General features: G+C 73.2%; 23 protein-coding genes, 1 tRNA gene, 6 pseudogenes and 1 riboswitch. Of the genes and pseudogenes, 6 read left to right on the top strand and 24 right to left on the bottom strand.

The genetic code is table 11. The features are described 5' to 3' along the window. Window positions 1–68 precede the first annotated feature (68 nt). Window positions 69–641, top strand: a complete 573-nt coding sequence (locus KIF24_RS14030; protein ID WP_221084413.1) for a GNAT family N-acetyltransferase — start codon at window positions 69–71, stop codon at window positions 639–641. Here KIF24_RS14030 and def read toward each other — a convergent pair. From def to KIF24_RS14015, 3 genes and pseudogenes are all read right to left on the bottom strand, one after another. Further along, window positions 624–1,130, bottom strand: coding sequence for a peptide deformylase (def, locus tag KIF24_RS14025; protein WP_221084412.1), 507 nt, complete (start codon window positions 1,128–1,130; stop codon window positions 624–626). The two genes, KIF24_RS14030 and def, sit on opposite strands and share 18 nt — an antisense overlap. A gap of 10 nt (window positions 1,131–1,140) precedes the next feature. Further along, window positions 1,141–1,931 (bottom strand): annotated as a pseudogene (locus KIF24_RS14020) (TetR/AcrR family transcriptional regulator C-terminal domain-containing protein). A gap of 47 nt (window positions 1,932–1,978) precedes the next feature. Continuing rightward, window positions 1,979–3,189, bottom strand: a pseudogene (locus tag KIF24_RS14015) (chorismate-binding protein). A gap of 96 nt (window positions 3,190–3,285) precedes the next feature. Between KIF24_RS14015 and KIF24_RS14010 the strand changes: the two are divergent. Further along, window positions 3,286–3,486 carry a DUF5999 family protein gene (locus KIF24_RS14010; RefSeq protein WP_221084411.1) on the top strand — a complete coding sequence of 67 codons (201 nt, stop codon included), beginning with the start codon at window positions 3,286–3,288 and terminating at the stop codon, window positions 3,484–3,486. Between the two features lie 117 nt (window positions 3,487–3,603). On the opposite strand, the gene gcvP is transcribed toward KIF24_RS14010, so the two are convergent. The 15 genes and pseudogenes from gcvP to KIF24_RS34490 form a co-directional block, all read right to left on the bottom strand. Further along, window positions 3,604–6,426, bottom strand: coding sequence for an aminomethyl-transferring glycine dehydrogenase (gene gcvP / locus KIF24_RS14005; RefSeq protein ID WP_221084410.1), 2,823 nt, complete (start codon window positions 6,424–6,426; stop codon window positions 3,604–3,606). 77 nt (window positions 6,427–6,503) lie between these two features. Further along, a riboswitch (glycine riboswitch) is annotated at window positions 6,504–6,602 on the bottom strand. 78 nt (window positions 6,603–6,680) lie between these two features. Next, entirely contained in the window at window positions 6,681–7,553 is an 873-nt protein-coding gene (locus tag KIF24_RS14000; protein WP_221087345.1) for an NAD-dependent protein deacetylase, read from the bottom strand. A 110-nt stretch (window positions 7,554–7,663) separates the two neighbouring features. Continuing rightward, entirely contained in the window at window positions 7,664–8,401 is a 738-nt protein-coding gene (locus KIF24_RS33955) for a DivIVA domain-containing protein (protein WP_269440615.1), read from the bottom strand. Then, window positions 8,398–9,576 carry a globin domain-containing protein gene (locus tag KIF24_RS13990; RefSeq protein WP_221084409.1) on the bottom strand — a complete coding sequence of 393 codons (1,179 nt, stop codon included), beginning with the start codon at window positions 9,574–9,576 and terminating at the stop codon, window positions 8,398–8,400. Before KIF24_RS13990 ends, KIF24_RS33955 begins: the two co-directional genes overlap by 4 nt. A gap of 2 nt (window positions 9,577–9,578) precedes the next feature. Beyond that, window positions 9,579–10,028, bottom strand: coding sequence for a group I truncated hemoglobin (locus KIF24_RS13985; protein WP_331461124.1), 450 nt, complete (start codon window positions 10,026–10,028; stop codon window positions 9,579–9,581). A 215-nt stretch (window positions 10,029–10,243) separates the two neighbouring features. Beyond that, a complete protein-coding gene (locus KIF24_RS13980; protein WP_221084408.1) occupies window positions 10,244–10,840 on the bottom strand; it encodes a MerR family transcriptional regulator in 597 nt (198 codons plus the stop codon). A 207-nt stretch (window positions 10,841–11,047) separates the two neighbouring features. Next, window positions 11,048–11,512 (bottom strand): bifunctional nuclease family protein, encoded by a 465-nt coding sequence (locus tag KIF24_RS13975; RefSeq protein ID WP_221084407.1) that lies wholly within the window; start codon window positions 11,510–11,512, stop codon window positions 11,048–11,050. Between the two features lie 175 nt (window positions 11,513–11,687). After that, window positions 11,688–12,389: a transcriptional regulator FtsR gene (gene ftsR / locus KIF24_RS13970; RefSeq protein ID WP_221087342.1), complete on the bottom strand. Its 702-nt coding sequence runs from the start codon at window positions 12,387–12,389 to the stop codon at window positions 11,688–11,690. A gap of 50 nt (window positions 12,390–12,439) precedes the next feature. Further along, the gene (gene odhI / locus KIF24_RS13965; RefSeq protein ID WP_013733916.1) at window positions 12,440–12,892 is read right to left on the bottom strand and encodes an oxoglutarate dehydrogenase inhibitor Odhl; all 453 of its coding nucleotides are present in this window, start codon (window positions 12,890–12,892) and stop codon (window positions 12,440–12,442) included. Window positions 12,893–13,110: 218 nt separating this feature from the next. Then, entirely contained in the window at window positions 13,111–13,491 is a 381-nt protein-coding gene (gene gcvH / locus KIF24_RS13960) for a glycine cleavage system protein GcvH (protein WP_221084406.1), read from the bottom strand. Between the two features lie 56 nt (window positions 13,492–13,547). Then, a pseudogene (locus KIF24_RS13955) lies at window positions 13,548–14,469 on the bottom strand (DUF881 domain-containing protein). A gap of 9 nt (window positions 14,470–14,478) precedes the next feature. After that, window positions 14,479–14,811: a small basic family protein gene (locus tag KIF24_RS13950; RefSeq protein ID WP_221084405.1), complete on the bottom strand. Its 333-nt coding sequence runs from the start codon at window positions 14,809–14,811 to the stop codon at window positions 14,479–14,481. Beyond that, window positions 14,808–15,728 (bottom strand): DUF881 domain-containing protein, encoded by a 921-nt coding sequence (locus tag KIF24_RS13945; RefSeq protein WP_221084404.1) that lies wholly within the window; start codon window positions 15,726–15,728, stop codon window positions 14,808–14,810. The genes KIF24_RS13950 and KIF24_RS13945 overlap by 4 nt, the downstream gene beginning before the upstream one ends. Before the next feature lie 34 nt (window positions 15,729–15,762). After that, window positions 15,763–16,380: a CDP-alcohol phosphatidyltransferase family protein gene (locus KIF24_RS13940; protein ID WP_221084403.1), complete on the bottom strand. Its 618-nt coding sequence runs from the start codon at window positions 16,378–16,380 to the stop codon at window positions 15,763–15,765. 280 nt (window positions 16,381–16,660) lie between these two features. Next, the gene (locus tag KIF24_RS34490; protein WP_331461409.1) at window positions 16,661–16,891 is read right to left on the bottom strand and encodes a hypothetical protein; all 231 of its coding nucleotides are present in this window, start codon (window positions 16,889–16,891) and stop codon (window positions 16,661–16,663) included. On the opposite strand from KIF24_RS34490, the pseudogene KIF24_RS13935 reads away from it, so the two are divergent. The 3 genes and pseudogenes from KIF24_RS13935 to KIF24_RS13925 all read left to right on the top strand — a co-directional run bounded on the left by KIF24_RS13935 (window position 16,797) and on the right by KIF24_RS13925 (window position 18,398). Beyond that, window positions 16,797–17,676, top strand: a pseudogene (locus KIF24_RS13935) (universal stress protein). The gene KIF24_RS34490 and the pseudogene KIF24_RS13935 sit on opposite strands and share 95 nt — an antisense overlap. Window positions 17,677–17,718: 42 nt before the next feature. Continuing rightward, complete coding sequence (locus KIF24_RS13930; protein ID WP_221084402.1) at window positions 17,719–17,934, top strand: phosphatidylethanolamine-binding protein; 216 nt, start codon at window positions 17,719–17,721, stop codon at window positions 17,932–17,934. After that, complete coding sequence (locus KIF24_RS13925; RefSeq protein ID WP_221084401.1) at window positions 17,931–18,398, top strand: hypothetical protein; 468 nt, start codon at window positions 17,931–17,933, stop codon at window positions 18,396–18,398. Before KIF24_RS13930 ends, KIF24_RS13925 begins: the two co-directional genes overlap by 4 nt. On the opposite strand, the gene KIF24_RS13920 is transcribed toward KIF24_RS13925, so the two are convergent. Continuing rightward, the gene (locus tag KIF24_RS13920; protein ID WP_221084400.1) at window positions 18,395–18,601 is read right to left on the bottom strand and encodes a hypothetical protein; all 207 of its coding nucleotides are present in this window, start codon (window positions 18,599–18,601) and stop codon (window positions 18,395–18,397) included. The two genes, KIF24_RS13925 and KIF24_RS13920, sit on opposite strands and share 4 nt — an antisense overlap. Before the next feature lie 126 nt (window positions 18,602–18,727). Between KIF24_RS13920 and KIF24_RS13915 the strand changes: the two genes are divergently transcribed. Beyond that, window positions 18,728–19,375 (top strand): hypothetical protein, encoded by a 648-nt coding sequence (locus tag KIF24_RS13915; RefSeq protein ID WP_221084399.1) that lies wholly within the window; start codon window positions 18,728–18,730, stop codon window positions 19,373–19,375. A gap of 39 nt (window positions 19,376–19,414) precedes the next feature. On the opposite strand, the gene KIF24_RS13910 is transcribed toward KIF24_RS13915, so the two are convergent. The 5 genes and pseudogenes from KIF24_RS13910 to KIF24_RS13890 all read right to left on the bottom strand — a co-directional run bounded on the left by KIF24_RS13910 (window position 19,415) and on the right by KIF24_RS13890 (window position 23,091). After that, on the bottom strand, window positions 19,415–19,600 hold the full coding sequence (locus KIF24_RS13910; protein WP_221087670.1) for a hypothetical protein: 186 nt from the start codon (window positions 19,598–19,600) through the stop codon (window positions 19,415–19,417). A gap of 73 nt (window positions 19,601–19,673) precedes the next feature. Then, the gene (locus tag KIF24_RS13905; protein ID WP_221084398.1) at window positions 19,674–19,871 is read right to left on the bottom strand and encodes a hypothetical protein; all 198 of its coding nucleotides are present in this window, start codon (window positions 19,869–19,871) and stop codon (window positions 19,674–19,676) included. A gap of 45 nt (window positions 19,872–19,916) precedes the next feature. Further along, a pseudogene (selB, locus tag KIF24_RS13900) lies at window positions 19,917–21,672 on the bottom strand (selenocysteine-specific translation elongation factor). A gap of 2 nt (window positions 21,673–21,674) precedes the next feature. Next, window positions 21,675–22,975: pseudogene (selA, locus tag KIF24_RS13895) on the bottom strand (L-seryl-tRNA(Sec) selenium transferase). Between the two features lie 20 nt (window positions 22,976–22,995). Further along, window positions 22,996–23,091, bottom strand: a tRNA-Sec gene (locus KIF24_RS13890). Window positions 23,092–23,098: the final 7 nt, after the last annotated feature.

The raw sequence follows: 23,098 nt of genomic DNA, 5'->3' as shown, positions 1-23,098 counted from the left end.
GGCGCGTCGCCGCGCGTGTGATCATCGGCGGGTGGCGGTGGCGGTGGGGCGCCGGGCAGAATGCGCCCGTGTCGCAGGTGACGTTGCGAAGTTCGCGGATCGTGCTCGTGCCGTTGGCCGATGAGCATCTGGACCACGAGGTCGAGTTGGACGCCGATCCGGAGGTGATGCGCTATCTCGGGCCGGTCCGTTCCCGGGTCGAGGTGGTGCGGGCACACCGGCAGCGGTTGGCGGCGGCGCGGCGGGTGCCGGGCTTGGGGTTCTGGGCCGGGTTCGTCGATGGTGGTTTCGTCGGCTGGTGGATCCTGGAGCCGCCGTCGCGGCCGGACCAGGGGCCGGTGGCGGGGCAGGCGGAGCTGGGTTACCGGCTGCTGCGCCGGCACTGGCGGCGAGGGCTGGCCAGTGAGGGGGCTCGGGAGTTGATCCGGCACGGCTTCACCGACCTCGGTCTGCGGCGGATCTTCGCCGAGACGATGGCGGTCAACGTCGCGTCGCGGGCGACGATGGCGGCGGTCGGGATGCGCTACGTGCGTACGTTCCACCAGCCGTGGCCGGATCCGCTGCCGGGTTCGCAGGACGGTGAGGTGGAGTACGAGATCACCCGGCAACGGTGGTGGGCCGGGTCAGCCGCGGTGGGATGAGTCGAAACGGCCGGCGCGGATCTCCCGTAGGGCGTGGCGGCGGGTCTCGCCGCGCAGGATGTCCACGTAGAGACGCCCGGCGAGGTGGTCGGTCTCGTGTTGCAGGGCGCGGGCGAGGAAACCGGTGCCGGCGATGGTCAGCGGTTCGCCGTGCTGGTCGAAGCCGCGGGCGGTGGCGTGCAGGGCGCGGGGGGTCGGGAAGTACAGGCCGGGGATGGACAGGCAGCCTTCGTCGTCGTCCTGGAGTTCTTCGGAGACGTCCAGGGTCGGGTTGACCATGTGGCCGCGGTGTCCGTCGGCGTCGTAGACGAAGACCTGGGCGTTGACGCCGATCTGCGGGGCGGCGACGCCAGCGCGGCCGGGCGCGCCGAGCAGGGTGTCCATCAGGTCGGTGACCAGGGTGCGCAGTTCGGCGTCGAAGCTGGTGATCGGCTCGCTGGGGGTGCGCAGCACCGGGTCGCCGATGATTCGGATGTCCCGCATCGTCATGCGGGCAAGGCTATCGGTTGGCGGTGCCCGGTGTGGGGGTGCCCGGGCGGGCGTCGACGAGGACGGCGATGCCGTCGAGGATGCGGGTCAGGCCGAACTCGAAGGCGTGGGTGGGGTCGGCGGCGCCCTGGTGCTGCTGGCCGGCGGCGGTGCCGACCCGGGCGGCGAGGGGAAGCGGCGCGGGTCGAGGGCCTGCTCCAGGTACGGGGCGTGGGCCTGCCACCATTGCTGTTCGGTCAGGCCGGTGCGGCCGGCGGCCTGGGCGGCCTCCACGGCGGTGCGGACGGCGCCGTGGACGTACCCGGTGACGAGGGTGAGCACGGCGTCCATTTCCAGGTCGGTCAGGCCGATGCCGTCGACGGCGTGCAGTTCGCGTTCGTAGGTGGCGATGACGTGTGGGCCGAGCGCGGGTCGGGTGGTGGCAACCTGGAGCAGCCACGGGTGGCGCAGGTAGAGCTGCCACCGGGCGCGGGCGATGTGTTCCAGGCGGGTCCGCCAGCCGTCGGCGTCGCGGTCGGGGTGGGTGAGTTCGCCGTGGACGGTGTCGAGCATGACGTCGAGCAGTTCGCCCTTGCCGGGTACGTGGGTGTACAGCGACATGGTGCCGACGTCGAGGGTGTGGGCGACGCGGCGCATGGACAGGGCGGCCAGCCCTTCGGTGTCGGCGATGTCGATGGCGGCGCGCACGATCCGGTCGACGGACAGGTCGGGGTGTCCCTTGCGGCTGGTGCGGTCCCGGGTGCGCCACAGCAGGGCGAGGCTGCGTGCCGGGTCGCCGGTGCCGCTGTACTCGGTGTTCACCGTCTGCACCCTAGCCGGGAGTCGTACGTCGTACGGTGTCCGGGTGGTCAGCTGAGGGTGGCGCGGACCGGGGTGCTCTTCGCGGCGGCTTCGGCGACCTCGGCGTCGGGGTCGCTGTCCCAGGTGATGCCGCCGCCGGCCCAGACGTGCACGGCCGCACCGTCGACGGCGGCGGTGCGGATGGTCAGTCCCAGGTCGACGTGGCCCGGGCCGACCCAGCCGAGGCCGCCCATGCTGGCGCCGCGGCCGACGGGTTCCAGGGCGGCGATGTGGTCCAGGGCGGCCAGCTTCGGCGCGCCGGTGACCGAACCGCCGGGGCAGACGGCGCGCAGCAGGTCGGCCAGGCCGAGCCCGTCGGCGATGTCGGCGCGTACCGTCGACTCGGCCTGCCACAGGTCGCACCAGCGGCGGACGGCGAACAGGTCGTCGACGCGGACGCTGCCGGTGCGGGCGACGCGGGCCAGGTCGTTGCGCTCCAGGTCGACGATCATGATGTGTTCGGCGCGTTCCTTGGGCGAGGCGAGCAGGTCGGCGCGGCCGGCGGCGGTCGCCGGGCGGGTGCCCTTGATCGGCCGGGTGGTCAGGGTGCCGTGGCGGACCTCGATCAGGGTCTCCGGGCTGGCGCAGCCGATGGCCCAGCCCGGGCCGGTGAGCACGCCGCCGTAGCGGGCGCCGGGCAGCCGGCCGAGTCGGGCCAGGGCCGGCAGCGGATCGCCGGTGTACGCGGCGGCGGCGTGACCGACCAGGTTGACCTGGTAGACCTCGCCGTGTCCGATGGCGGTGCGGACGGCGTCGACGGCGTCGGCGTGCTGGCGGGGATTCCAGCTCTCGGTCCAGGTGCCGCGCCACCAGTCGGGTGGCGGGCCTACCGGGGTCGGGCGGGCGTCGGTGTGGCCGTAGACGACAGCCACCACCTCGGGCAGGTCGGCCGGGTTGGCCGGGCCGGGTGCGCCGCCGGCCAGCAGGGCGCCGGCGGCGGCGGAGACGTAGAGCGCGGCGCCGCAGACGCCGTCGGGGTCGTGTCGGGGGTCGGGCGGGCCAGGTCGTCCAGGTGCAGGCCGTGGGCGGCGAGGAACTCCTCGGTACGCGCGGCCGGGTCACCGCCGTCGGCCGGGCGCCACTGCCAGCGGGCCTGCTCGACGAGGCGGCCCCGGCACGGGGCGGGCACGGCAGGCGGATCGGCAACCATCCGTGGGAGCGTTTCCACGACGTCTGGGCTATACATGGTCATCCGTTCAGCGGATTTCGCCCGCACCACGCGCACATCTGCTCGATGCGGCGTGCTTTCGCTTGGTACTGTGCGTCACTGGTCATGTGAACCATGACACAGTGCCCCCACAGTCCGGAGAACCCGATGTGCCAGCACCAACCCACCTGCCCCTCCGCCGACGCCACCGACCGGGAAGCCGCCAGGGTCATCGCCTGCTTCCGTGAGCAGGGCTGGAGCCTGCTCTGCAACGGCGTCATCGTCTTCGAGGACACCGGCGAGCTGCTCCCCGACGGCAGCAGCGTCGCTCCGCACCGCGGCCCCGCCCGACACGCACTCGCCGCCTGACACGATCACGATTCGTCACAACCTTCCCGCGCCGACCCAGGCTAATCCCCCGTCAGGGACCGCCACGACCAGGTCGGCGCGGTGCCGGGGCGGCGCTGACCGCCCCGGATCCGCCGGTCAGCTCTCGTACGCCTGCGGCGACGGGCACGAGCAGACCAGGTTCCGGTCGCCGTACCCGCCGTCGACCCGACGCACCGGCGGCCAGTACTTCCCCGCCCGGTCCACCCCGGCCGGCCAGCCGCCGACCGACCGAGGATACGGATGCGGCCACTCGTCACCGCCGATCATCGCCGCCGTGTGCGGCGCATTGGCCAGGGGATTGTCGCCGGCCGGCCACTGGCCGGAACCGACCTTGTCGATCTCCGCCCGGATGGCGATCATCGCGTCGCAGAACCGGTCCAGCTCGGCCAGGTCCTCGCTCTCCGTCGGCTCCACCATCAGCGTCCCCGCCACCGGGAACGACATCGTCGGCGCGTGGAAACCGTAGTCGATCAACCGCTTCGCCACGTCGTCGACACTCACCCCGGTCGACCTGGTCAACGGCCGCAGGTCCAGGACGCACTCGTGGGCCACCAGACCCTTGTTGCCCGCGTACAGCACCGGGAAATGCCCGCGCAGCCGCGCCGCCACGTAGTTGGCCGCCAGCACCGCCACCCCGGTAGCCCGGGACAGCCCGTCGGCACCCATCATCCGCAGATACGCCCACGGAATCGGCAGGATCCCCGCCGACCCGTACCGGGCCGCCGAGATCGCCGGCCGGCCGTCGACCGGCGCCCCGCCCGGGTCGCCCGGCAGGAACGGCGCCAGGTGTGCCCGCACCGCCACCGGCCCCACCCCGGGCCCGCCACCGCCGTGCGGGATGCAGAACGTCTTGTGCAGGTTCAGGTGCGACACGTCCGCACCGAACCGGCCCGGCTTGGCGAACCCGACCAGCGCGTTGAGGTTCGCCCCGTCGACGTACACCTGCCCACCGGCGTCGTGGACCTTCGCGCACAGCGACGCGATACCCGTCTCGTACACCCCGTGCGTCGACGGGTACGTCACCATGATCGCCGCCAGGGTGCCGCGGTGCGCGTCGATCTTCGCGTCGAGGTCGACCAGGTCGACGTTGCCGTCGTCGTCGCAACCGACCACGACCACCCGCATCCCGGCCATCACGGCGCTGGCGGCGTTCGTGCCGTGCGCCGACGACGGGATCAGGCACACGTCGCGGTGCCGCTCACCCCGGCTGCGATGCCAGGCACGGATGGCCAGCAACCCGGCCAGCTCACCCTGCGACCCGGCGTTGGGTTGCACACTGACCGCGTCGTAGCCGGTCACCTCCGCCAGCCACCCCTGCAACTGGCCGATCAGGTCCCGGTACCCGGCGGTCTGCTCCGCCGGGGCGAACGGATGGATGTCGGCGAACTCCGCCCAGCTCACCGGCTCCATCTCGGTGGTGGCGTTGAGCTTCATCGTGCACGACCCGAGCGGGATCATGCCGCGGTCCAGGGCGTAGTCGAAGTCGGCCAGCCGGCGCAGGTAACGCAGCATCGCGGTCTCCGACCGGTGGCTGCGGAACACCGGATGGGTGAGGAAGTCACTGGTGCGGGCCAGCTCGACCGGCAGCGCCGTAGCCACCTCACCGTCGACCGCGTCGACGCCGAACGCCTCCCACACCACGGCCAACCGCCCGGTGGTGGTGGTCTCGTCGCAGGAGATCCCGACCCGGTCGGCGTCGACCAGCCGCAGGTTCACCCCACGCCGCGCGGCGGACGCGACCACCTCGGCGGCCCGGCCCGGCACCGTGGCGGTGACCGTGTCGAAGAACGCCGGCGCGGCGACGTCGACCCCACCGGCGCGCAGCCCCGCCGCCAGCCGGGCCGCCATCTGGTGGGTACGCGCCGCGATCGCCCGCAACCCGTCCGGACCGTGGTAGACGGCGTACATGCTGGCCATCACGGCGAGCAGCACCTGCGCGGTGCAGATGTTGCTGGTCGCCTTCTCCCGACGGATGTGCTGCTCACGGGTCTGCAACGCCAACCGGTACGCCGGGTTGCCGGCCGCGTCCCGGGACACCCCGACCAGCCGGCCGGGCAGCATCCGCTCCAGACCCGGCCGTACCGCCAGATAGCCGGCGTGCGGCCCACCGAAACCCATCGGCACGCCGAAACGTTGGGTGGTGCCGGCGGCGATGTCGGCGCCGATCTCCCCCGGCGGGCGCAGCACCGTCAGCGCGAGCAGGTCCGCCGCCACCGCCACCACCGCCCCGGCGGCGTGCGCGGCCTCGACCAGCGGGGCATGGTCGCGCACCGCCCCGGACGCCCCCGGATACTGCAGGTGCAAACCGAAGAACTGCGCCGGCAGCGCCTCGCTGTCCAGGTCCAGCACCCGGACCTCGATACCGAGCGGCTCGGCCCGCCCGACGATCACCGCGATGGTCTGCGGCAGGGCGTCCGCGTCGACGACGTACACCGGGCTGCTGCTCTTCGACGCCCGCCGGGCCAGCGTCATCGCCTCCGCCGCCGCGGTGCCCTCGTCGAGCATCGACGCGTTCGCGGTGGCCAGCCCGGTCAGGTCGGACACCATCGTCTGGAAGTTCAGCAGCGCCTCCAGCCGGCCCTGGCTGATCTCCGGCTGGTACGGCGTGTACGCCGTGTACCAGGCCGGATTCTCCAGCACGTTGCGGCGGATCACCGCCGGGGTGTGGGTGCCGTGGTAGCCCAGCCCGATCATCGACACGGCGACCGTGTTGCCGGCGGCGAAGGCCCGCAACTCGGCCAGGGTGTCCTGCTCGCTGGCCGGCTCCGGCAGGTCGAGCCGGCCATGCCAGCGGATCACCTCCGGGATCGCCGCGTCCATCAGCTCGTCGATCGAGGCGTATCCGACGGCGCCGAGCATCCGCCGCTCGTCGTCCGGGCCGGGACCGATGTGACGGTCGGCGAACTGGTCTGCGGTCATCAGCGGCGCTCCTGCGGGGGCGGGGGTCGACAGGTCGGCCCTCCCCCTCTGTCACACCCGCGGGCGCTCCACAGTGCCTGACCGACGCGGTCCTTCTGCCTGAGAGGTTCCGGGGAGGATTTGCCCCTTCGGCGCCGCCCCGGCTGCCGCCAGGCGGTCTCTCCCACGTCGGTGCTACCGGCGCGATCAACGCTACCAGCGGGCCCCGCCGGCCCGCAGCGAAGCCCCCGCAGCGACGCCGCGGCCCGCCGGGGTCACCGGCCGGCGGGCGCCGGCAACGTCGGCACCGTGGCGGCGTCACGCGGCCGGGCCGGCCCGACACCGAGCCGGTCGGCCAGCGCCGGCAGCAACGCACCCAGCGGCGCGTCCACCCGCACGCAGGCGTACCCGTCACCACGGGTCGGTCCCTGGTTGACGATCACCACCGGCACCCCCCGCTTCGCCGCCCGCAACACGAACCGGCGCCCCGACATCACCGTCAGCGACGACCCCAGCACCAGCAGCAGCCGGGCCCGCTCCACCATCGCGAAACACGCCTGCACCCGCGCCGCCGGCACCGTCTCACCGAAGAAGACCACGTCGGGCTTGAGCAGCCCGCCGCAGCTCACACAGTCGACCGTACGGAACCCGGCCACCTGCGCGTCACCGAGATCCACGTCACCGTCGGGGTTGATCACATCGGGGTGCGCGACGAACCCCGGGTTGGCCGCCCGCAGCCGCCGGTCCAGGTCCAGCCGGCCGGTACGCTCCCCACACCCCAGACACACCACCACGTCGAGCCTGCCGTGCAGCTCCGTCACGTCACGGCTGCCGGCCGCCGTGTGCAGACCGTCGACGTTCTGGGTGATGATCCCCGTCACGAGACCGCCGTGTTGCAGGCGGGCCACCGCCCGGTGCCCGTCGTTCGGTGCCGCCCGGGCGACCAGCCGCCACCCCAGATGGCTGCGGGCCCAGTACCGCCGCCGTGCCGCCGCGTCCCCGGTGAACACCTGGTACGTCATCGGGGTGTGCCGGCGGGCCGCGCCACTGGGCCCCCGGTAGTCGGGAATGCCCGACTCGGTGGACAGCCCGGCGCCACTGAGCACCACCACCCCACCGCCGGCCACCAGGCCCGCCACCGGCTCCATCACCTCGTCCACCCGACCATGTTGCCCCAGCCCGGCCAGCCCCGACGAACCCGGCCGGTCGGGTCGGCGGGGCTCGGACTCCTCGTCGCCCTGCCCGCACCGCCGCCGGGTCAGCGCTGCTGGTGCCGGGGCAACGAGCCGGCCGCCCCGCCGACCGCCGCCCCGCCGACCGCGGCCGGCGGCTGGCCACCCATCCGCTCGATCGTGCGGGCCAACTGCTCGCTGCCGTCGTCGAGGTGCCGCGCCGCCGCCTGCATGTGCGAGATCATCAACTCGCCGTAGATCCGCAGCGCCTCCCGCGCGGCCACCCCCTCGTCGAACGTCGGCCCGGCCGACGCGCGATAGTCCTGCACCGCCCGCTCCGCCTGCTGACGGGCCTCCTCCACCGCCGCCCGCACGTAGCTCTCGTACTGGGTCCGGGCGTACTCGGCGACCCGCCGGGCGTAGTCGTGCGCCTGCGCGATGATCTGCTCGGCCTCCCGCTGCGCCGCCGAGAGCAGATTCACCTCCTTGGCCGCCGGCGCCTTCGGAGCCGGGTCCGAACTCGGAATCACCCCGTGCCGGTGCAGCTCCACATGGTCGTTGAGCCGCTCGTTCTCCGCCCGCAGATGCGCCACCTGCGTCGACAGCAGATCCAGTTCGTCGGCCACCTGCACCCGGAACCGGTCCACGTCGGCCTGGTCCACACCACGCCGGCCGAACGACGCCGACCCGAACTCCCACCGGCGGACCCGGTCGGCGCTCATCCGCACCTGCGCACCACCGGCGACGTGCCCACCGTCGTACCTGTCGACCGGGGCGGCGCCGACCGTGCCGGCCGGCCATTCGCGGCTGCGGGGCTCACTCACCGGGCACCTCCGGAATCGTCAGGAACGGCGGGACGCGCACCCGTCGTCCGCCACACGGGGCCGTACCAGTGCCCACCCAGACCCTCGTGGTGAAGCTGCCCGGCATGGAAACCGGACCGGGTCAGAGTCGCCACCGTCTGCGACACCATGTCGTCGGAACCACACACGTACACCTGCCGCGACCGCCAGTCACCATCGGCCAGCGCCCGGTCCACCGGCTGCACGAACTGCCCCGGCCGGTTCAGGTCCAACCCCACCACCTGCGTCACCGTCAACCACGGGTACGAGGCGGCGAACTTCTCGATCGCCTCACCGTCGTAGAACTCGCTGCGCGAACGGGCCCCCACGTACAGATCGACCCGGCGCCGCGACCCCTCGGCGGCCACCTGCTCCACCAGCGCCTTCAACGGCGCCCAGCCGGTGCCACCGGCCAGCAGCAGCAGATCCGCCGACCCGGCCGGCCGCAGCGTCAACCCGTCACCCACCGGGGCCGCCAGATGCACCTGGTCACCCACCGCGCACCCGTACACCAGCCGCGACGACACCGCACCACCGGGAGCCGCCCGCACGTGCAACTCCACCGTCCCGTCCGGGCGCGGCGCGTTCGCCGGCGAGTAGTACCGCCACGACCGCACCGCCGGATGGGACACCCCGATCGACTGCCCCGGGTGGAACGGCAACAGATACTGCGGACGCAACGTCAGGACCGCCACGTCGAACGCCCGCCGCTCATGCCCGACGATCTCGGCCACCCACCACGGTGGATGCACCGCCTCGGCGGCCTGCGCCGCCTCGCTCATCACCTTCGCGACCAACCCGTACGCCGCCGCCCAGTCCTGTGCCAGCTCGTCCGTCCACTGGTCACCGAGGAAATGCCGCAGCGTCGCCAGCAACGCCTCCCCCACCGCCGGATAGTGCTCCGCCCGCACCGCGAACTTGCGGTGGTCCACACCGAGATCCTGCAGGAAACCGACCAACTGGTCGACCTGGTCCACCCGCGACACGATGTGACCGAGCGCGGTGACCAGCCGGTCCCGCTGACCCGCCATGTTGGTCGGGAACATCTGCCGGGTCTCGGGATATGCCAGGAACAGCGTCGAGTAGAAGTAGAGCGGCACCTGGTCGCCGTGCCCGGCAACCAGGGACCAACTCTGTTTCAGCCGCGAGACGTCCACGCTCAGGCGCCCGCCGGGTTCCCGCCGGCCACCACCTGGTCCTGCACCTGCGCCAGCACCGCCTGCACGTCGGTGATGATGTCGCCCGGCACACCCAGCTGCGTCAACGTCGCCGTCAGATGCCCGCCCACCTCGACGTAGTGCGCCACCGGGATGTTCAGCGGCTGATGCGCCGACGCCAGGTCACGGCCCGTGTACTCGTTCGGACCACCGAGCACCACCGTCAGCATCAACGCCAGATGCCGCCGCTGCCCCGCCATGTCCACGCCGGCGAAATAGCCGGCGAGCTCCGGGTCGGCGAGCACCCGGTCATAGAACAGCTCGACAGCGGCCTGCACCGAACGCGCCCCGCCGATCCGCTCGAAATGCGAGGCGGGGGCGGCGGTCTCTCCGGTAACCGTCACGGTCGTTCCTTCCGTCGTGAGGGGACACACGGCGTCGGCGCGCAGCACGCGACGACCCGCCGGCACACCGGACCCGCGTTACCGCAGCGGCATCCGGCAGACCGTGTCGGACGATAGCGTGCCGCAGCGGACCCGTCACCGCCGACCTGGCGAGTTCCGGCAGCAACCGACCACGAGCAGTGACAACCCTTCGATCCGGAAACCGGACCGGTGAACCGGCGGACCCGCGCCCACCCGGACGCGTCACCCGAACCGCAAACGCCTCAACCGGCCCGCCGCCGGGCCCGCCGCGCCGCCAACTCGTCGCCCACCTGCGCCCCGGACGGGGCCGCCTCCGGCTCCTGCACCACGGACCCGCCCGCGGGCTCCGCCGGAAGGTGCGACAACGACCCCTGGATCTCCTTGAACGCGCCGCCGATCGCGATGCCGAACACCCCCTGGCCGCCCTGCAACAGGTCGACCACCTCCTCGGGTGAACGACACTCGTACACCGTCGTCCCATCGGAGATCAACGTGATGCCCGCCAGATCCTCCACCCCACGCGAGCGCAACGCCTCGATCGCCCTACGGATGTTCTGCAACGACACGCCGGCGTCCAACAGCCGCTTCACGACCTTCAACACCACCAGGTCGCGGAACGAGTACAACCGCTGCGTACCGGAACCCGAGGCGTCCCGCACACCCGGCACCACCAGCGACGTCCGCGCCCAGTAGTCCAACTGCCGGTAGCTGATCCCCACCGCGTGGCACGCCGTCACACCGCGGTAGCCCACCGCACCGTCACCGTCAGTCGCCCACCCGGGCATCCCACCCGGCTCGTCCGGCCCCGTACCCGGATCGGAATCTCGCGGCTCGTGCATCCGGACAACCTCCCCGTCAGTGCGGTGACCCGTCGCTTCCGCCGACGCGCACCCCTCGACACGGCAACCCTATAGCGACCGCCAAGGGTTACCACGGAGAAACCGGCGCGACACGCCGCGCATCGATGGCGATAACCGTCACCATCACCGAAAGTCACCACCCGACGCGAAAGGCACTGCCCGTCGACACCGGACGGCCACCGGACCTCAACCGGCGAAGTCCTCCGGGCGGACCTGCTCCAGGAACTCCCGGAACTTCTCCACCTCGTCCTCCTGCTCGTCGGGAATCACGATCCCCGCCTCACTGAGGACCTGCTCCGCACAACGAATCGGCGCACCGACCCGCAACGCCAAAGCGATCGAATCACTCGGCCGAGCCGAGACCCGCACCCCGTCACCGATCAGCAGATCAGCGAAGAACACGTTCTCCTTCAGCTCCGTGATCTCCACCGCCTCCAACGGCGCCTGCAACGCCGCCAACACGTCCCGCAGAAGATCATGGGTCAACGGCCGCGCCGGCTTGACACCCTGCTGCTCGTAAGCGATCGCCGTCGCCTCGACCGCGCCGATCCAGATCGGCAGATAGCGGTCCCCCTCGACCTCCCTGAGCAGGACGATCGGCTGGTTACTGGGCAGTTCCACCCGAACCCCGACCACGCTCAGCTCGCGCACCGCCGCCTCCGTGTCGTTGTCACCTACGCCGCACCGTGCCCTTCCCTGCACGGTACACGGACCGCGACACGGCCGTCCCACGCGCTGTCCGCAGCCCACGCCCGCGCCAGAAGAGGGGTTACCCCGGCAAGCCTACGCCACGCCCCGACACCACCGACCGGTACGCACCCGCGCCTCACCGCCCCAACGTCGAACGCAATCCCACCCGCACCAGGGCCGCGTGCAACTGCTGCGACAGGGCCACCAACTCCCGCGCCGTCTCCGCCGCCCGCGCCCGCGCCGCCGGATCACTCTGCCGCACCAACGGCGCCACCAACTGCGCGAACAAGCCGACCTCCCGATCGGCCGCCGTCCGATAACCACGCAGATGCCGCGGCTGGAACCCGTACGCCGCCAGACCCGCCACCGCCCCCGCGATGATCAACGCGTCGCCGTCGTACCAACCCGGCGGATCCGACACCACCAACCCGAGCCGCTCCAACTCACCCAGCATCGACTCGTCCAGCCCGCTGCGCGCCAACAGCTCCGCCCGATCCAGCCGCACCTGCGCCGACTCGACCGGCTGCGCCGCACCACGCCCCGGCACCTCACCGTCGGGACCCACCGCCACCAACGCCGGGCGCGAACGCTCCGGCGCCTCACCGTCGACATCCCACTGGGCCAACTGCTCCCGGATCACCCGCAACGGCAGATACTGATCCCGCTGCGCGGTCAACACGAACCGCAACCGCGCCACATCATCCCAGCCGTACTTCCGGTAACCCGCCGCCGTCCGCTGCGGCTCCACCAGGCCCTCAGCCTCCAGAAACCGCAGCTTCGAAATCGTCACATCCGGAAAATCCGCCCGCAACTGGGACAGCACCTCGCCGATGCTCATCAACGGCTGGGCGCGACCCGCCCCGGACGGCGTGGAGGCCGCAGGCTCGTTCACCCCCGGCCGGCCTCCCCCTCCGGGCGCGGACCGGCGATGAACACCACCCGGAACTTGCCGATCTGCACCTCGTCACCGTTGGTCAAGGTCGCCGCCTCGACCCGCTCCCGGTTCACGTACGTGCCGTTCAGACTGCCCACGTCCCGCACCGTGAACGTCCCACCGTCGCGGTGGAACTCAGCGTGCCGCCGCGACACCGTCACATCGTCGAGGAAAATGTCACTGTCCGGATGCCGCCCACTGGTCGTCACGTCATGATCCAACAGGAACCGGGCACCCGCGTTCGGACCCCGCCGGACCACCAGCAGCGCCATCCCCGGCGGCAACGACCCGGACATCCGGCTCGGCACCACATCGGTGTCCGGTCCCTCCAGCGCTTCCTCGAGCGAGCCGAGATTCAGCGTCGACGTGACGTCGAGCGGGGGGAACTCGTCGCCTGGGCGAGTCATGGGGACCACCTCACGGATCTGTTTCGGTCGGCGTCGGGTGACGGCGGGTCTGGCCGCCGGGCTCTCATCCACCCGGCGGCTGGCTCTCCGTGCCCCGAAAGGCTGTCCGCGACGCTCAACTAATGGGTTCTCGGTCGACTGGGCGAGCCTAGCCAGCGCCGAAAAACAGGGCAACCGGACGCGCGGCACGGAAACCGACCCGCCGGCACAGGAAACGCTCAGCTCTCGGTCAGCACGCGATACGCGTCCGCACTCAACAACCCGTCGACCGCCGCCGGATCCGCCGGCGCGATCTCCACCAACCACCCCGCACCGTACGGATCCGTGTTGATCATCTCAGGAGTGTCCACCAACACCTCGTTGCGCGCCGACACCGTACCGCCCACCGGCGCGTAGATCTCCGACACACTCTTGGTCGACTCGATCTCACCCAGCGACTCACCGGCCGCCACCACCGCACCGGCCTCCGGCAACTGCACATACACGATGTCGCCAAGAGCATCCTGCGCGAAATGGGTGACACCCACCCGCACGGCCCCACCCTCGGCGGCGACCACCCACTCATGCTCGGCGGTGTACCGCAGATCCTCAGGAATCACCAGAAGTGTCCTCATCCATCGCGGCACCGGACCAACCGGTGCCGGCCCCGCCGGTCTCAGGCGACCGGATGGGCATGTTTCAGCGGGCTCGGCACGTGCAGCGCCGAAACCTCGGCAACCTCACGATCCTCGACGATCACGTTACCGCCGTCGCGCGCCACCGACGCGACCACCCCACCTGGAATGTTGAGCGCCGTCCGCATCGTCGCCGGATCCCCGATCACCGTGATCGTGAACGGACCCGTCAACCGACGCCCGTCCACGATCAAAGAACCGTTCTCCCCGTCCACGAAATACGTCGACGCGACGATCCGCACCGACGCGCGGTCACCACCGGAGATCTGCATCGCCTCGGCACCGGCACCCCGCAACTCCTGCACCGCGTCCAGCACCCCACCCGCCGAGATCGGCTTCGCCGGACCCGCCTGGAAACGCACCGCCAGACCCGGACCCCGCGCCGGCAACGTACCCGCCAGGATCCCCAACTCGTCCGCCCGCCGGGTCGCCTCCTCCAACGCCGCCTCACGACCCTGCTCACCCGAACGCAACTGCCGCTGGCTGTCCTCCAGCGCCGCGATGTCCTGCCGCAGCCGGATCTCCCGCGCCTCCAGGTCGTACAGGATCCGGACCAGATCCTCCTGCCGCGCCGCCGCCAACGACGAATCAGTCGACGTCGTCTTCAGCTGCACCGCCAGCGTGAAACCGAACAAGCCCAACAACACGGCGATCATCACCGCCGCCGAACTCAACCTCCGCCGCCGCGGCGCCGACGCCGACGCGGCATCGGCGGCTCCGCCGGCACCACCTCCGCCGGCGGTGAGCCATCCGGCTCGGATCGACCCGGCGGCGACAACGGACTCAACTCGTCCGGATCCGGCGCGTCCGGACGCGGATCCGGCTCCCCGCCGGGCCACCCGGGCGGACCGGCCCCGCCGGCTGCGGCCACCCCGTGCCCGTCTCCGTGTGCTCGTCACTCACGCCACAAACCTACGCCCGGAACAGGTGCCGGCGGATCGCCGCCACGTTGCCGAAGATGCGAACTCCCAACACCACCACCACACCGGTGGACAACTGCCCACCCACCCCCAACTGGTCACCCAGATACACGATCAGCGCCGCCACCAGCACGTTGGAGATGAACGACACCACGAACTGCTTGTCGTCGAAGATCCGGTCCAGCTTCGCCCGGACCCCACCGAACACCGCATCCAACGCGGCCACCACCGCGATCGGCAGGTACGGCTGCAACGCCGCCGGCACCGTGGGATCGAGCCACAGCCCGAACACCACACCGGCCAACAGGGCCAGCACCGCGATCATCGACCACCTCCGGAGGGGCTGGGGGACGTACCCGAGCCCGACGGCTCGTCTGCACCCGACGGCGACACACTCGGACTCACCGAGGGCTCCGCGTAGCGTAGCCGCGGTTCCGGAGCCGCCGGCAGGGTGAGGTCGTCGGCGTCCCGCACCGCGAACGACAGCCCGGTCTTCTGTGCCACCGTGCGCATCGTCGACGCGCTCCGGCTGGCCTCGTACCGCTCACGCATCGACCCCGGGCCGATCGCCGACACCTCGTACGGCCCGGTCACCGGCCGGAAGTCCACCAGGATCGCCTTACCCGCGGACCGGATCGTCGACGTCGACGTCAACCGCTGCCCGTTGATGGCGATCGCCTCCGCGCCGGCGCCCCACAGGTCGTTGGCCACCCCCTGCAGATCGCTGTAGATCACCTGAGGCGGACCGACATCGGCACCGCTGAGAGCGTCCTGCTCCGGTGGAGCGTCGGCCAGCCGCACCACCACACCGTCGCCGCGCACCCGCCCCAGGCCGGTGCTCGCCTCCAGGTCACGCAGCTGCGCCGCCCGGGAACCACCCAGCGCCGCCTCGCGCTGCCGGCTGACCTCCTCGCGCAGCTGCTCGGCCCGCACCGACAACTCGTCCGTCTCGCCCTGCCGCTGCTTGATCTGCGCCACCAGCCCGGAGCGGGCCTGGGCGCGTCCCGGCTCCTCGGCCATCGTCTGCCGGTACGCCACCGCGCACAGGAAGCCGAGCAACACGATCACCACGAGGCCGACCGGGCCCACCGACCAGCCCGGCCGAGCCGCCCGGCCGGTCTTCGCACGCTGGGCCGCCGCGTCGGCGTAACCGGGATCCAACGGATTGCGGAACAGTTCGGTGAGGAAGTCCGGGGTGAACCCCCGGGCGTTGCGCCGGCCGTCGCCGGGACCGTCACTCACGAGGACACCCCGGTCAGGTCGATGACTCGTCCGCTCACGCCGGCCCTCCCCGTCGACCGCGTACCGCGCGGACCAGCTGACGCGACTGGATCACGTAGAACGCCCCGGCCACCCAATAGAGCACCAGACCCCACCACGCCAGTGCCCAGCCCACCGCACCGGCGACCGCCGCGACCGCCGGCACAGCGGCGGCCAGCAGCAGCACCGGAAACGCGGCCAGCAGCAGGAACGTGGCGGTCTTGCCGACGTAGTGCACCGGCGGCGGCCCGTAGCCGTGCCGCCGCAGCACCGCGAGCGAACCGAGCAACAGCGCCTCCCTGGCCAGCAACGCGGCGGTGAACTGCCACGGCACCACGTCGCGGGCGGTGAACGCGACCAGGGTGGCCAGGATGTAGAGCCGGTCGGCGAGCGGGTCGAGCAACTCGCCGAGGTGGCTGACCTGCCGCAGCCGGCGGGCGATCCAGCCGTCCACCCAGTCGCTGGTGCCACCGACGGCCAACACCACGAGCGCTGCCACGTCGGCGCGCACGACCAGGAACAGGTAGAGGAAGAGCGGGACACCCAGCAGCCGGATCAGGCTGATCAGGTTCGGCCAGGTGAGCACCTGGTCGCGGGACTGCCGGGCCTGCGGTTGCTCCGCCCGACGCGACACCGAACCTCCTCCCCCGACACGCTCGGCCACCGCGGACGTGACCCGCCGTGGAGCGTCGTACGCGCTGTCCTGCCGGCTGGCGCCGGCAACCCCCCTGCGATCCCCGGTCCGGGACCTCCCCTGGCCCGCCGTCCACCGTCGATGATCACGGGCCGGTCGGATGCGCTGCCACTATAACGGGCGGCCACCAGTGTCTTCGGTGCCGAGCGTCGGGGTTTCGCGTTCCGGCGGTGTGACCGGCGTCACCACTCGAAGGACATCCTAGGATGATAGGTCGTGGTCAGCGTGCCGCTCGCCGGTATCGCCCCGCCGGCCACCGCCGACCGCGATACTGGCCTCGACCGGGCTCGATGACGGCCCACAGCAGGGAGGCGACGGTGAACTCGGCCAGCGGCGCGGCGGTGGTGGTGGTGGGCGTGGACGGCTCCGAGCCGGCGCTCGCCGCCGTCCGGCTCGCCGCGGCCGAGGCGGCCCGGAGCCGCCGACCGCTGCGGGTGGTGCACGCCTTCATCTGGCCACTGCTGCACTCCCCGTCCGGCCGGCCACCGCCGGCGCGCCCGACGGCGGGTTACGCCGGCAGGCGGAACAACTGGTCGCCGCCGCGGTCGACCAGGCCGCGGCCGCGGCCCGGGGCTGCCGGTCACCGGCGAGATCGTCGACGGTGCGGCCACCGCGGTCCTGCTCGACGCGGCGCCCGACGCAGCGATGATCGTGCTCGGTGACCGGGGTATGGGCGGGTTCGCCGCGTTGCTTGTCGGCTCGGTGGCGGTGCAGGTGGCCGCGCACGCCGACTGCCCCGTACTGGTGGCGCGCGGCGCGCAGCGACCCGACGGCCCGGTCGTGGTCGGTGTGGACGGTTCCGAGTTGTCCCGGCACGCCGTGGAGTTCGCCGTGCGGACCGCCGCGCTACGCGGCGCCGAGGTGGTCGCGCTGCACGCCTACCGGCATCCGGTGTCCACCGGCCCCGGCGACATGCAACCACTGGTGTACGACGAGTCGGAACTGCGGGCCGACGAGGACCGGGTGACCGCGGAGTCCGTGGCCGGGCTGGCCGAACGGTACCCGCAGGTGCCGGTCACCCGGGAGGCGGTACGCGGTCGCGCCGCCAAGGTGCTCACCGAGGCCTCCCGCCGGGCACAACTGCTGGTCGTGGGGGGTCAGGGGCGAGGCGAGGTGACCGGGCTGCTGCTGGGGTCGGTGAGCCAGTCCCTGCTGCACCACAGCCACTGCCCGGTCGCGGTGGTGCGCGCCCCGGGCCCGGCCGTCGACGGGGTTGGCGGCGGTCCAGGCGGGTAGACGGGCCGCGTACGCCACCGGCGACGACCAGAGGAGACAGCGATGCCAGGACCTCGGCCCGGCAGCAACGCCTACGACAAGCAGCGCGCCCGCCTCCGCAACGCGATCGACGGCTCCGGCCGGCACGCACCGGACCAGAAGGCCGACGAGACCGCCAACCGGATCCTGCAGGAGGATCGCGGCCAGCGCGGCGTAGCGCGGGGCGAACGCACCTACGGTCCCAAGGGCAACCGCGAACCGGGCGACCCGAAGAAGTGAAAGCCGCCGACCTGGCCGACGGCCTCATCGCCGGGGCGGTGGGCACCACGGCCCTCAACATCGTGACCTATCTGGACATGACGGCCCGGGCGCGGCCGGCCAGCCAGACCCCCGAGGAGAGCGTCGGGAAGCTGGCCGGCGCCGCGCACGTCGACCTGGGGTCGGAGGAGCAGGCGACCAACCGTCGTTCCGGCCTGGGCGCGCTGATGGGTTACGGCCTCGGCATGGCCGCGGCGGTCGGCTTCGCGATGGTGGCCCGCGGCCGGCGGCAGCCGGTACTGCGGGCCACCGCACTGCTCGGCGGGGGCGTGATGACGCTGACCGACGGGTCGCTGACGCTGCTCGGCGTCACCGACCCGCGTACCTGGCGGCGCGTCGACTGGATCTCGGATCTCGTCCCGCACCTCGCCTACGGCTTGACGGCCGCAGCCACCTGGAACCGGCTGCGGCCGTCGAGACCCTAAGCGGCCCGGTCGCTGTCGTCCTCGGCCACCGGCTGGTCCGTCGGGCCGTACGGCGACACCTGCCCACGCGGCACCGGTCGACCGGTGTCCCCGGTCGACGAACCGCGGTTGCGGGGATGACCCGTCGGGCCGGGGCCCTTGCTGTCCTGGCTGGTCCCGCCCTGCGCGTCGCGCCGAAGCTCCTGTTGCTGCGGGTTCGTCACGGTCGTCTCCCTTCGCCGGTGCGGCGGGCTGCCGCGTCCACCCGCGGCTTACCCGCCGCCGCCGGCGGCATTCGGTGACGGCGGGGTGCCGGGTCTAGCCGGGCCCGAGGGGGGTATCCCCCGACGATGGGCGACCAACAGGCTGTGGCGCGGGTCCTGCTGACCCGCCGGACGTACGCAGAGGAGGCGGGCATCACGCTCGCCGACCGGCCGGCACCGCTGTACCAACTGCTGGTGCTCGTCACCCTGCTCAGCACCCGGATCAGGGCGCAGGTTGCGGTGGCGGCGGCCCGGGAACTCTTCGCGGCCGGCTACCGGACCCCGCGGGCGATGGAGGCGGCGAGTTGGCAGGAGCGGGTCGACGCGCTGGGGCGCGGCCACTACCGCCGCTACGACGAGCGGACCGCGACGATGCTCGGCACCGGCGCCCGGCTGTGCCTGGAGCGCTGGCACGGCGACCTGCGCCGGCTGCACCGGGAGGCGGCCGGCGACCCGGCCGGGCTGCGGCGGCTGCTCACCAACTTCCCCGGCGTCGGCCCCACCGGGGCGGACATCTTCCTGCGCGAGGTGCAGACGGTCTGGCCGGAGCTGCGCCCGTACGCCGACCGTCGCGCCGTCGCCGGGGCGAAGCGGCTGGGGCTACCCGCCGCCACCGACCGGTTGGCCCGGCTGGTCGACGAGGTCGACTTCGGCCGGCTGGCCTCGGCGCTGGTCCGGGTGGCCCTCGGCGAGGAGTCGGCGGGGCAGATCAGCCGCAGCGTGGCCGCCCGCTGAGCGGGCGACGACGCCCGCCGGCGTCAGTCGCCAGCCGGCTCATTTCGCCGCGTCGCCGCCCGGCTTGGTCAGGTGCCACACCAGCAGGGCGGCGAGCAACGCCAGCACCACCAGCCCGCCGGAGAGCCCGCCACCTTCCTCCGGCGCGCGGCCGGTGGTGCCGAAGTAGATCACGGCGAGGCCGGCCAGCACCGCGACGAATTTCCGGATGCCTCGGTCCTTCACAGCTCGCACCGTACGGTCGGCCCGGCCACCACGTCGCATCGATCCGCGGTTGTCCCCCGACCGGGCGACCCTTTCAGTCGGCCTCCAGGTCGTCGAGCGAGATCTTGTGGCTCATCAGCCAGCGGGCCAGCGCCGACATGCCGAACAGCCACAGCGGCGCCGACTCGGTGGTGCCGTTGGTGGCGAAGATGGCGAACCGCAGGTCCGGCGCGCGGTACGCCTCGATCCGCCACCGGTGCTGCCGGTCCCGCCAGACCGCGGATGGGTCCATGGCGTCACCGTAGGCGGACCGCCCCGCTGCTGGCCGGCGTTGCGGTCAACCCGCGACCACCACCCGCGCGTCGTCGGGCAGCCGGCGGGTCATCCCCTGCCGGTCCAGCAGTTCCAGTAACGGCACCGCCACCCGACGGGTGGTGTCCAGGGCCTGCCGGGCGGCGCTGAGCGTGAAGGGTTGGGGCAGCCCGGCCAGCACCCGGACGGCCTGCCGGGGTGCGCCGGGCGGCAACAGCACGTTGCCGGCCAGCCGCAGCAACGCACCGGCGCGCACGGCGGCGCCGATCTCCCGGTCGCCGAGGCCCACGGCGGCGAGCCGGTCGGCGTCGGGTGCGCGGAACGGGTGGACCGCGAAGTCGGCGCCGACCAGGGCGAGCGCGCGGGCCACCGGCTCGGGCAACGGGTCCGCGCCCGGGAGCGCGACCCGGCCGGCCCGCAGCCGCAGCGGCAGCCGCACCAGGGCCTCGACCAGCGCCCGGTCGGGCAGGTCGAGCTGCTGGCGCAGCACCTCGACCGGGGCGCCCGGCTCCAGCGGGTGCTCCCGGGCGTAGCGGGCGACGGCGACGGCGAGCCGGTCGCCCAGCCGCCGCCAGTGCTCGGGATCGGCCAGCCAGTCCCCCGCCACCGGCCCGACGGTCACCGGCACGCCCGAACGCACCAGGTCAGCGGCCCGGATCAGGCCCCGGCGGCGCAGCTCGCCGGCCAGGTCGGGGCACCCGTCCAGGCCGGCCAGCACCGCCGCCCGGGTCGCGGCGGCACCCGCCGCCGCAGCGGCGGCGGCAGCACGTCCAGCACGGTGACGCCACCGGCGACCCGGTGGCGACCGGGGTCGCGCAGCAACGCCCGGTCCCCACCAGCAGCGGCAGCGGACGGCCCAGCCGCAGCCGGGCCGTGTCCCGACCCAGCGGACGCACCCGCACCGCCACCGCGGCGGAGCCGACGTGCAGGGTGAGTGTCGCCGGCAGGTCGGCCACCGGGTCGCCGGACAGGCGCACGTCGACCAGGTCGGTCAGCCGGAACCGGCCCGGGGTGAGCAGGGCGGCACCGCGGGCGACCCGGTCCCGGGACACGCCGCGCAGGTTGACCGCCACCCGGGCCACCGGGCCGGCCTCGCCGCAGGGCGCACCGAGACGGTGCAGGCCCCGCACCCGGACCGGCTCGCCGGTGCCGGCCAACTCCAGCTCGTCGCCGACGCGCAGCCGGCCCGCTCCCAGGGTGCCGGTGACCACGGTGCCGCTGCCGCGCACCGTGAAGCAGCGGTCGACCCAGAGCCGGACCGGCGCATCGCCCGCCGGGGTCGGCAGCCGGGCGGCGAGGCGGTCCAGGGCGTCGCGCAGTTCGGGCAGGCCGCTGCCGGTGACCGCGCTGACCGCCACCGCCTCCACCGCACCCAGCGAGGTCGCCGCCACCTCCGCACCGGCCCGCGCCAGCGCCGGCCCCGGTTCGGCCAGGTCCGCGCGGGTCACCACCAGCAGGCCGTACGCGACCCCGAGCGCGTCCAGCGCGGCCAGGTGCTCGGCGGACTGCGGCATCCAGCCCTCGTCGGCAGCCACCACCACCACGGCGGCGGGCACCGGCCCGACCCCGGCGAGCATGTTCGGCACGAAGCGTTCGTGCCCCGGCACGTCGACGAACGCGACGGTGCCGCCGGACGGCAGCGCCGTCCAGGCGAATCCCAGGTCGATGGTCATGCCACGGCGGCGTTCCTCCGCCCACCTGTCCGGTTCCATCCCGGTCAGCGCCCGCACCAGCGTCGACTTGCCGTGGTCCACATGCCCGGCGGTGGCCACCACCAGCATGCTCAGTCGCCGCCCGGCACGGCCAGCACCGCGGCGCGGACCCGGACATCGGCGTGTTCGGGCACGCAGCGCAGATCCAGCAGCAGCCGGCCCCGGACCACCCTGCCCAGCACCGGCGGGTGCCCGGTGCGCAACGGTCCGGCGTACCGCTCGGGCAGGCTCAACGCCCACGAGGCCAGCTCGACGCCGGGGGCACCGCCACCGCCGACCACGGCGACCGACGGCACCACCTCGACCTTGCGGCCGTCGGCGGCGAGCGCGTCACGCAGCCGCTCGGTCCGCTCACGCAGCGCCACCGCGTCGGCGTGCAGCGCACGGCGGGTGGGCGTGACCGGATCGGCCAGGGTGGCGGCCAGCCCGGCCAGGGTCAGCTTGTCCACCCGCACCGCCCGGGCCAGGGGTGCCGGCGCAGCCGCTCGACCAGGTCGGCGGTGCCCAGCAGCAACCCGGCCTGCGGCCCGCCGAGCAGCTTGTCACCACTGGCGGTGACCAGGGCCGCCCCGGCGCGCAGCGTGGTCGCGGCGTCCGGCTCGTCGGGCAGCAACGGGTCCGGGGCGAGCAGCCCGGACCCGATGTCGGCGACCACCGGCACGCCGAGGCCGGCCAGCCGCCGCACCGGCACGGCCGAGGTGAAGCCGCTGACCCGGAAATTGGACGGGTGCACCTTGAGCACGAAAGCGGTGCGGGGGCCGACGGCGGCGGCGTAGTCGGCGACGGTGCTCCGGTTGGTGGTGCCCACCTCCCGCAGCCGAGCGCCCGTGCTGGTCAACAGGTCGGGCAGCCGGAAACCGTCGCCGATCTCCACCAGCTCTCCCCGACTGACCACGATCTCCGCGTCGGCGGCGAGCGCGGCCGCCGCGAGGACCAGGGCGGCGGCACCGTTGTTCACCACGTGCACCGCCTCGGCAGCCGGCACGGCCGCGGCGAGGGCGGCCAGGGCGTCCCGGCCGCGGCGGGCCCGCCGGCCGGTGGCCAGGTCCAGTTCGACGTCGGTGTGCCCGGCGGCGGCGCCCACCGCGGCCAGCGCGGCGTCGGAGAGGGCGGCCCGGCCGAGGTTGGTGTGCAGCACCACCCCGGTGGCGTTGAGCACGGCCCGCGGGGTGGCCGCCGGCAAGCCGGCCAGCGCGGCGTCGCGCACCTCGTCGGGAGTGATCTCACCACGCCGGGCGCGGTCCTGGGCCTGCCGCACGGCGACCCTGACCCGGTCACGTCCGACGGTGGCGGCGGCCGAGGTCAACAGCGCGTCGGCCAGCAGCACATCGGTGCGCGGCACCCGACGCCGCGGGTCGGCGCCGTCGCCCATCGCGTCATCACCTCGCAGCCTGGCGGAGACGGACGGGAATCGAACCCGCCTGGCCCGGATCCCGGACCACACCGGTTTTGAAGACCGGGAGGGGCACCAGCCGCCTGAACGCCTCCACCGAGC

Source organism: Micromonospora tarapacensis (assembly GCF_019697375.1).
GTDB lineage: Bacteria > Actinomycetota > Actinomycetes > Mycobacteriales > Micromonosporaceae > Micromonospora > Micromonospora tarapacensis.
The sequence above is the reverse complement of the archived record's forward strand: the minus strand, read 5'-3'. Positions and strand labels throughout refer to the sequence as shown.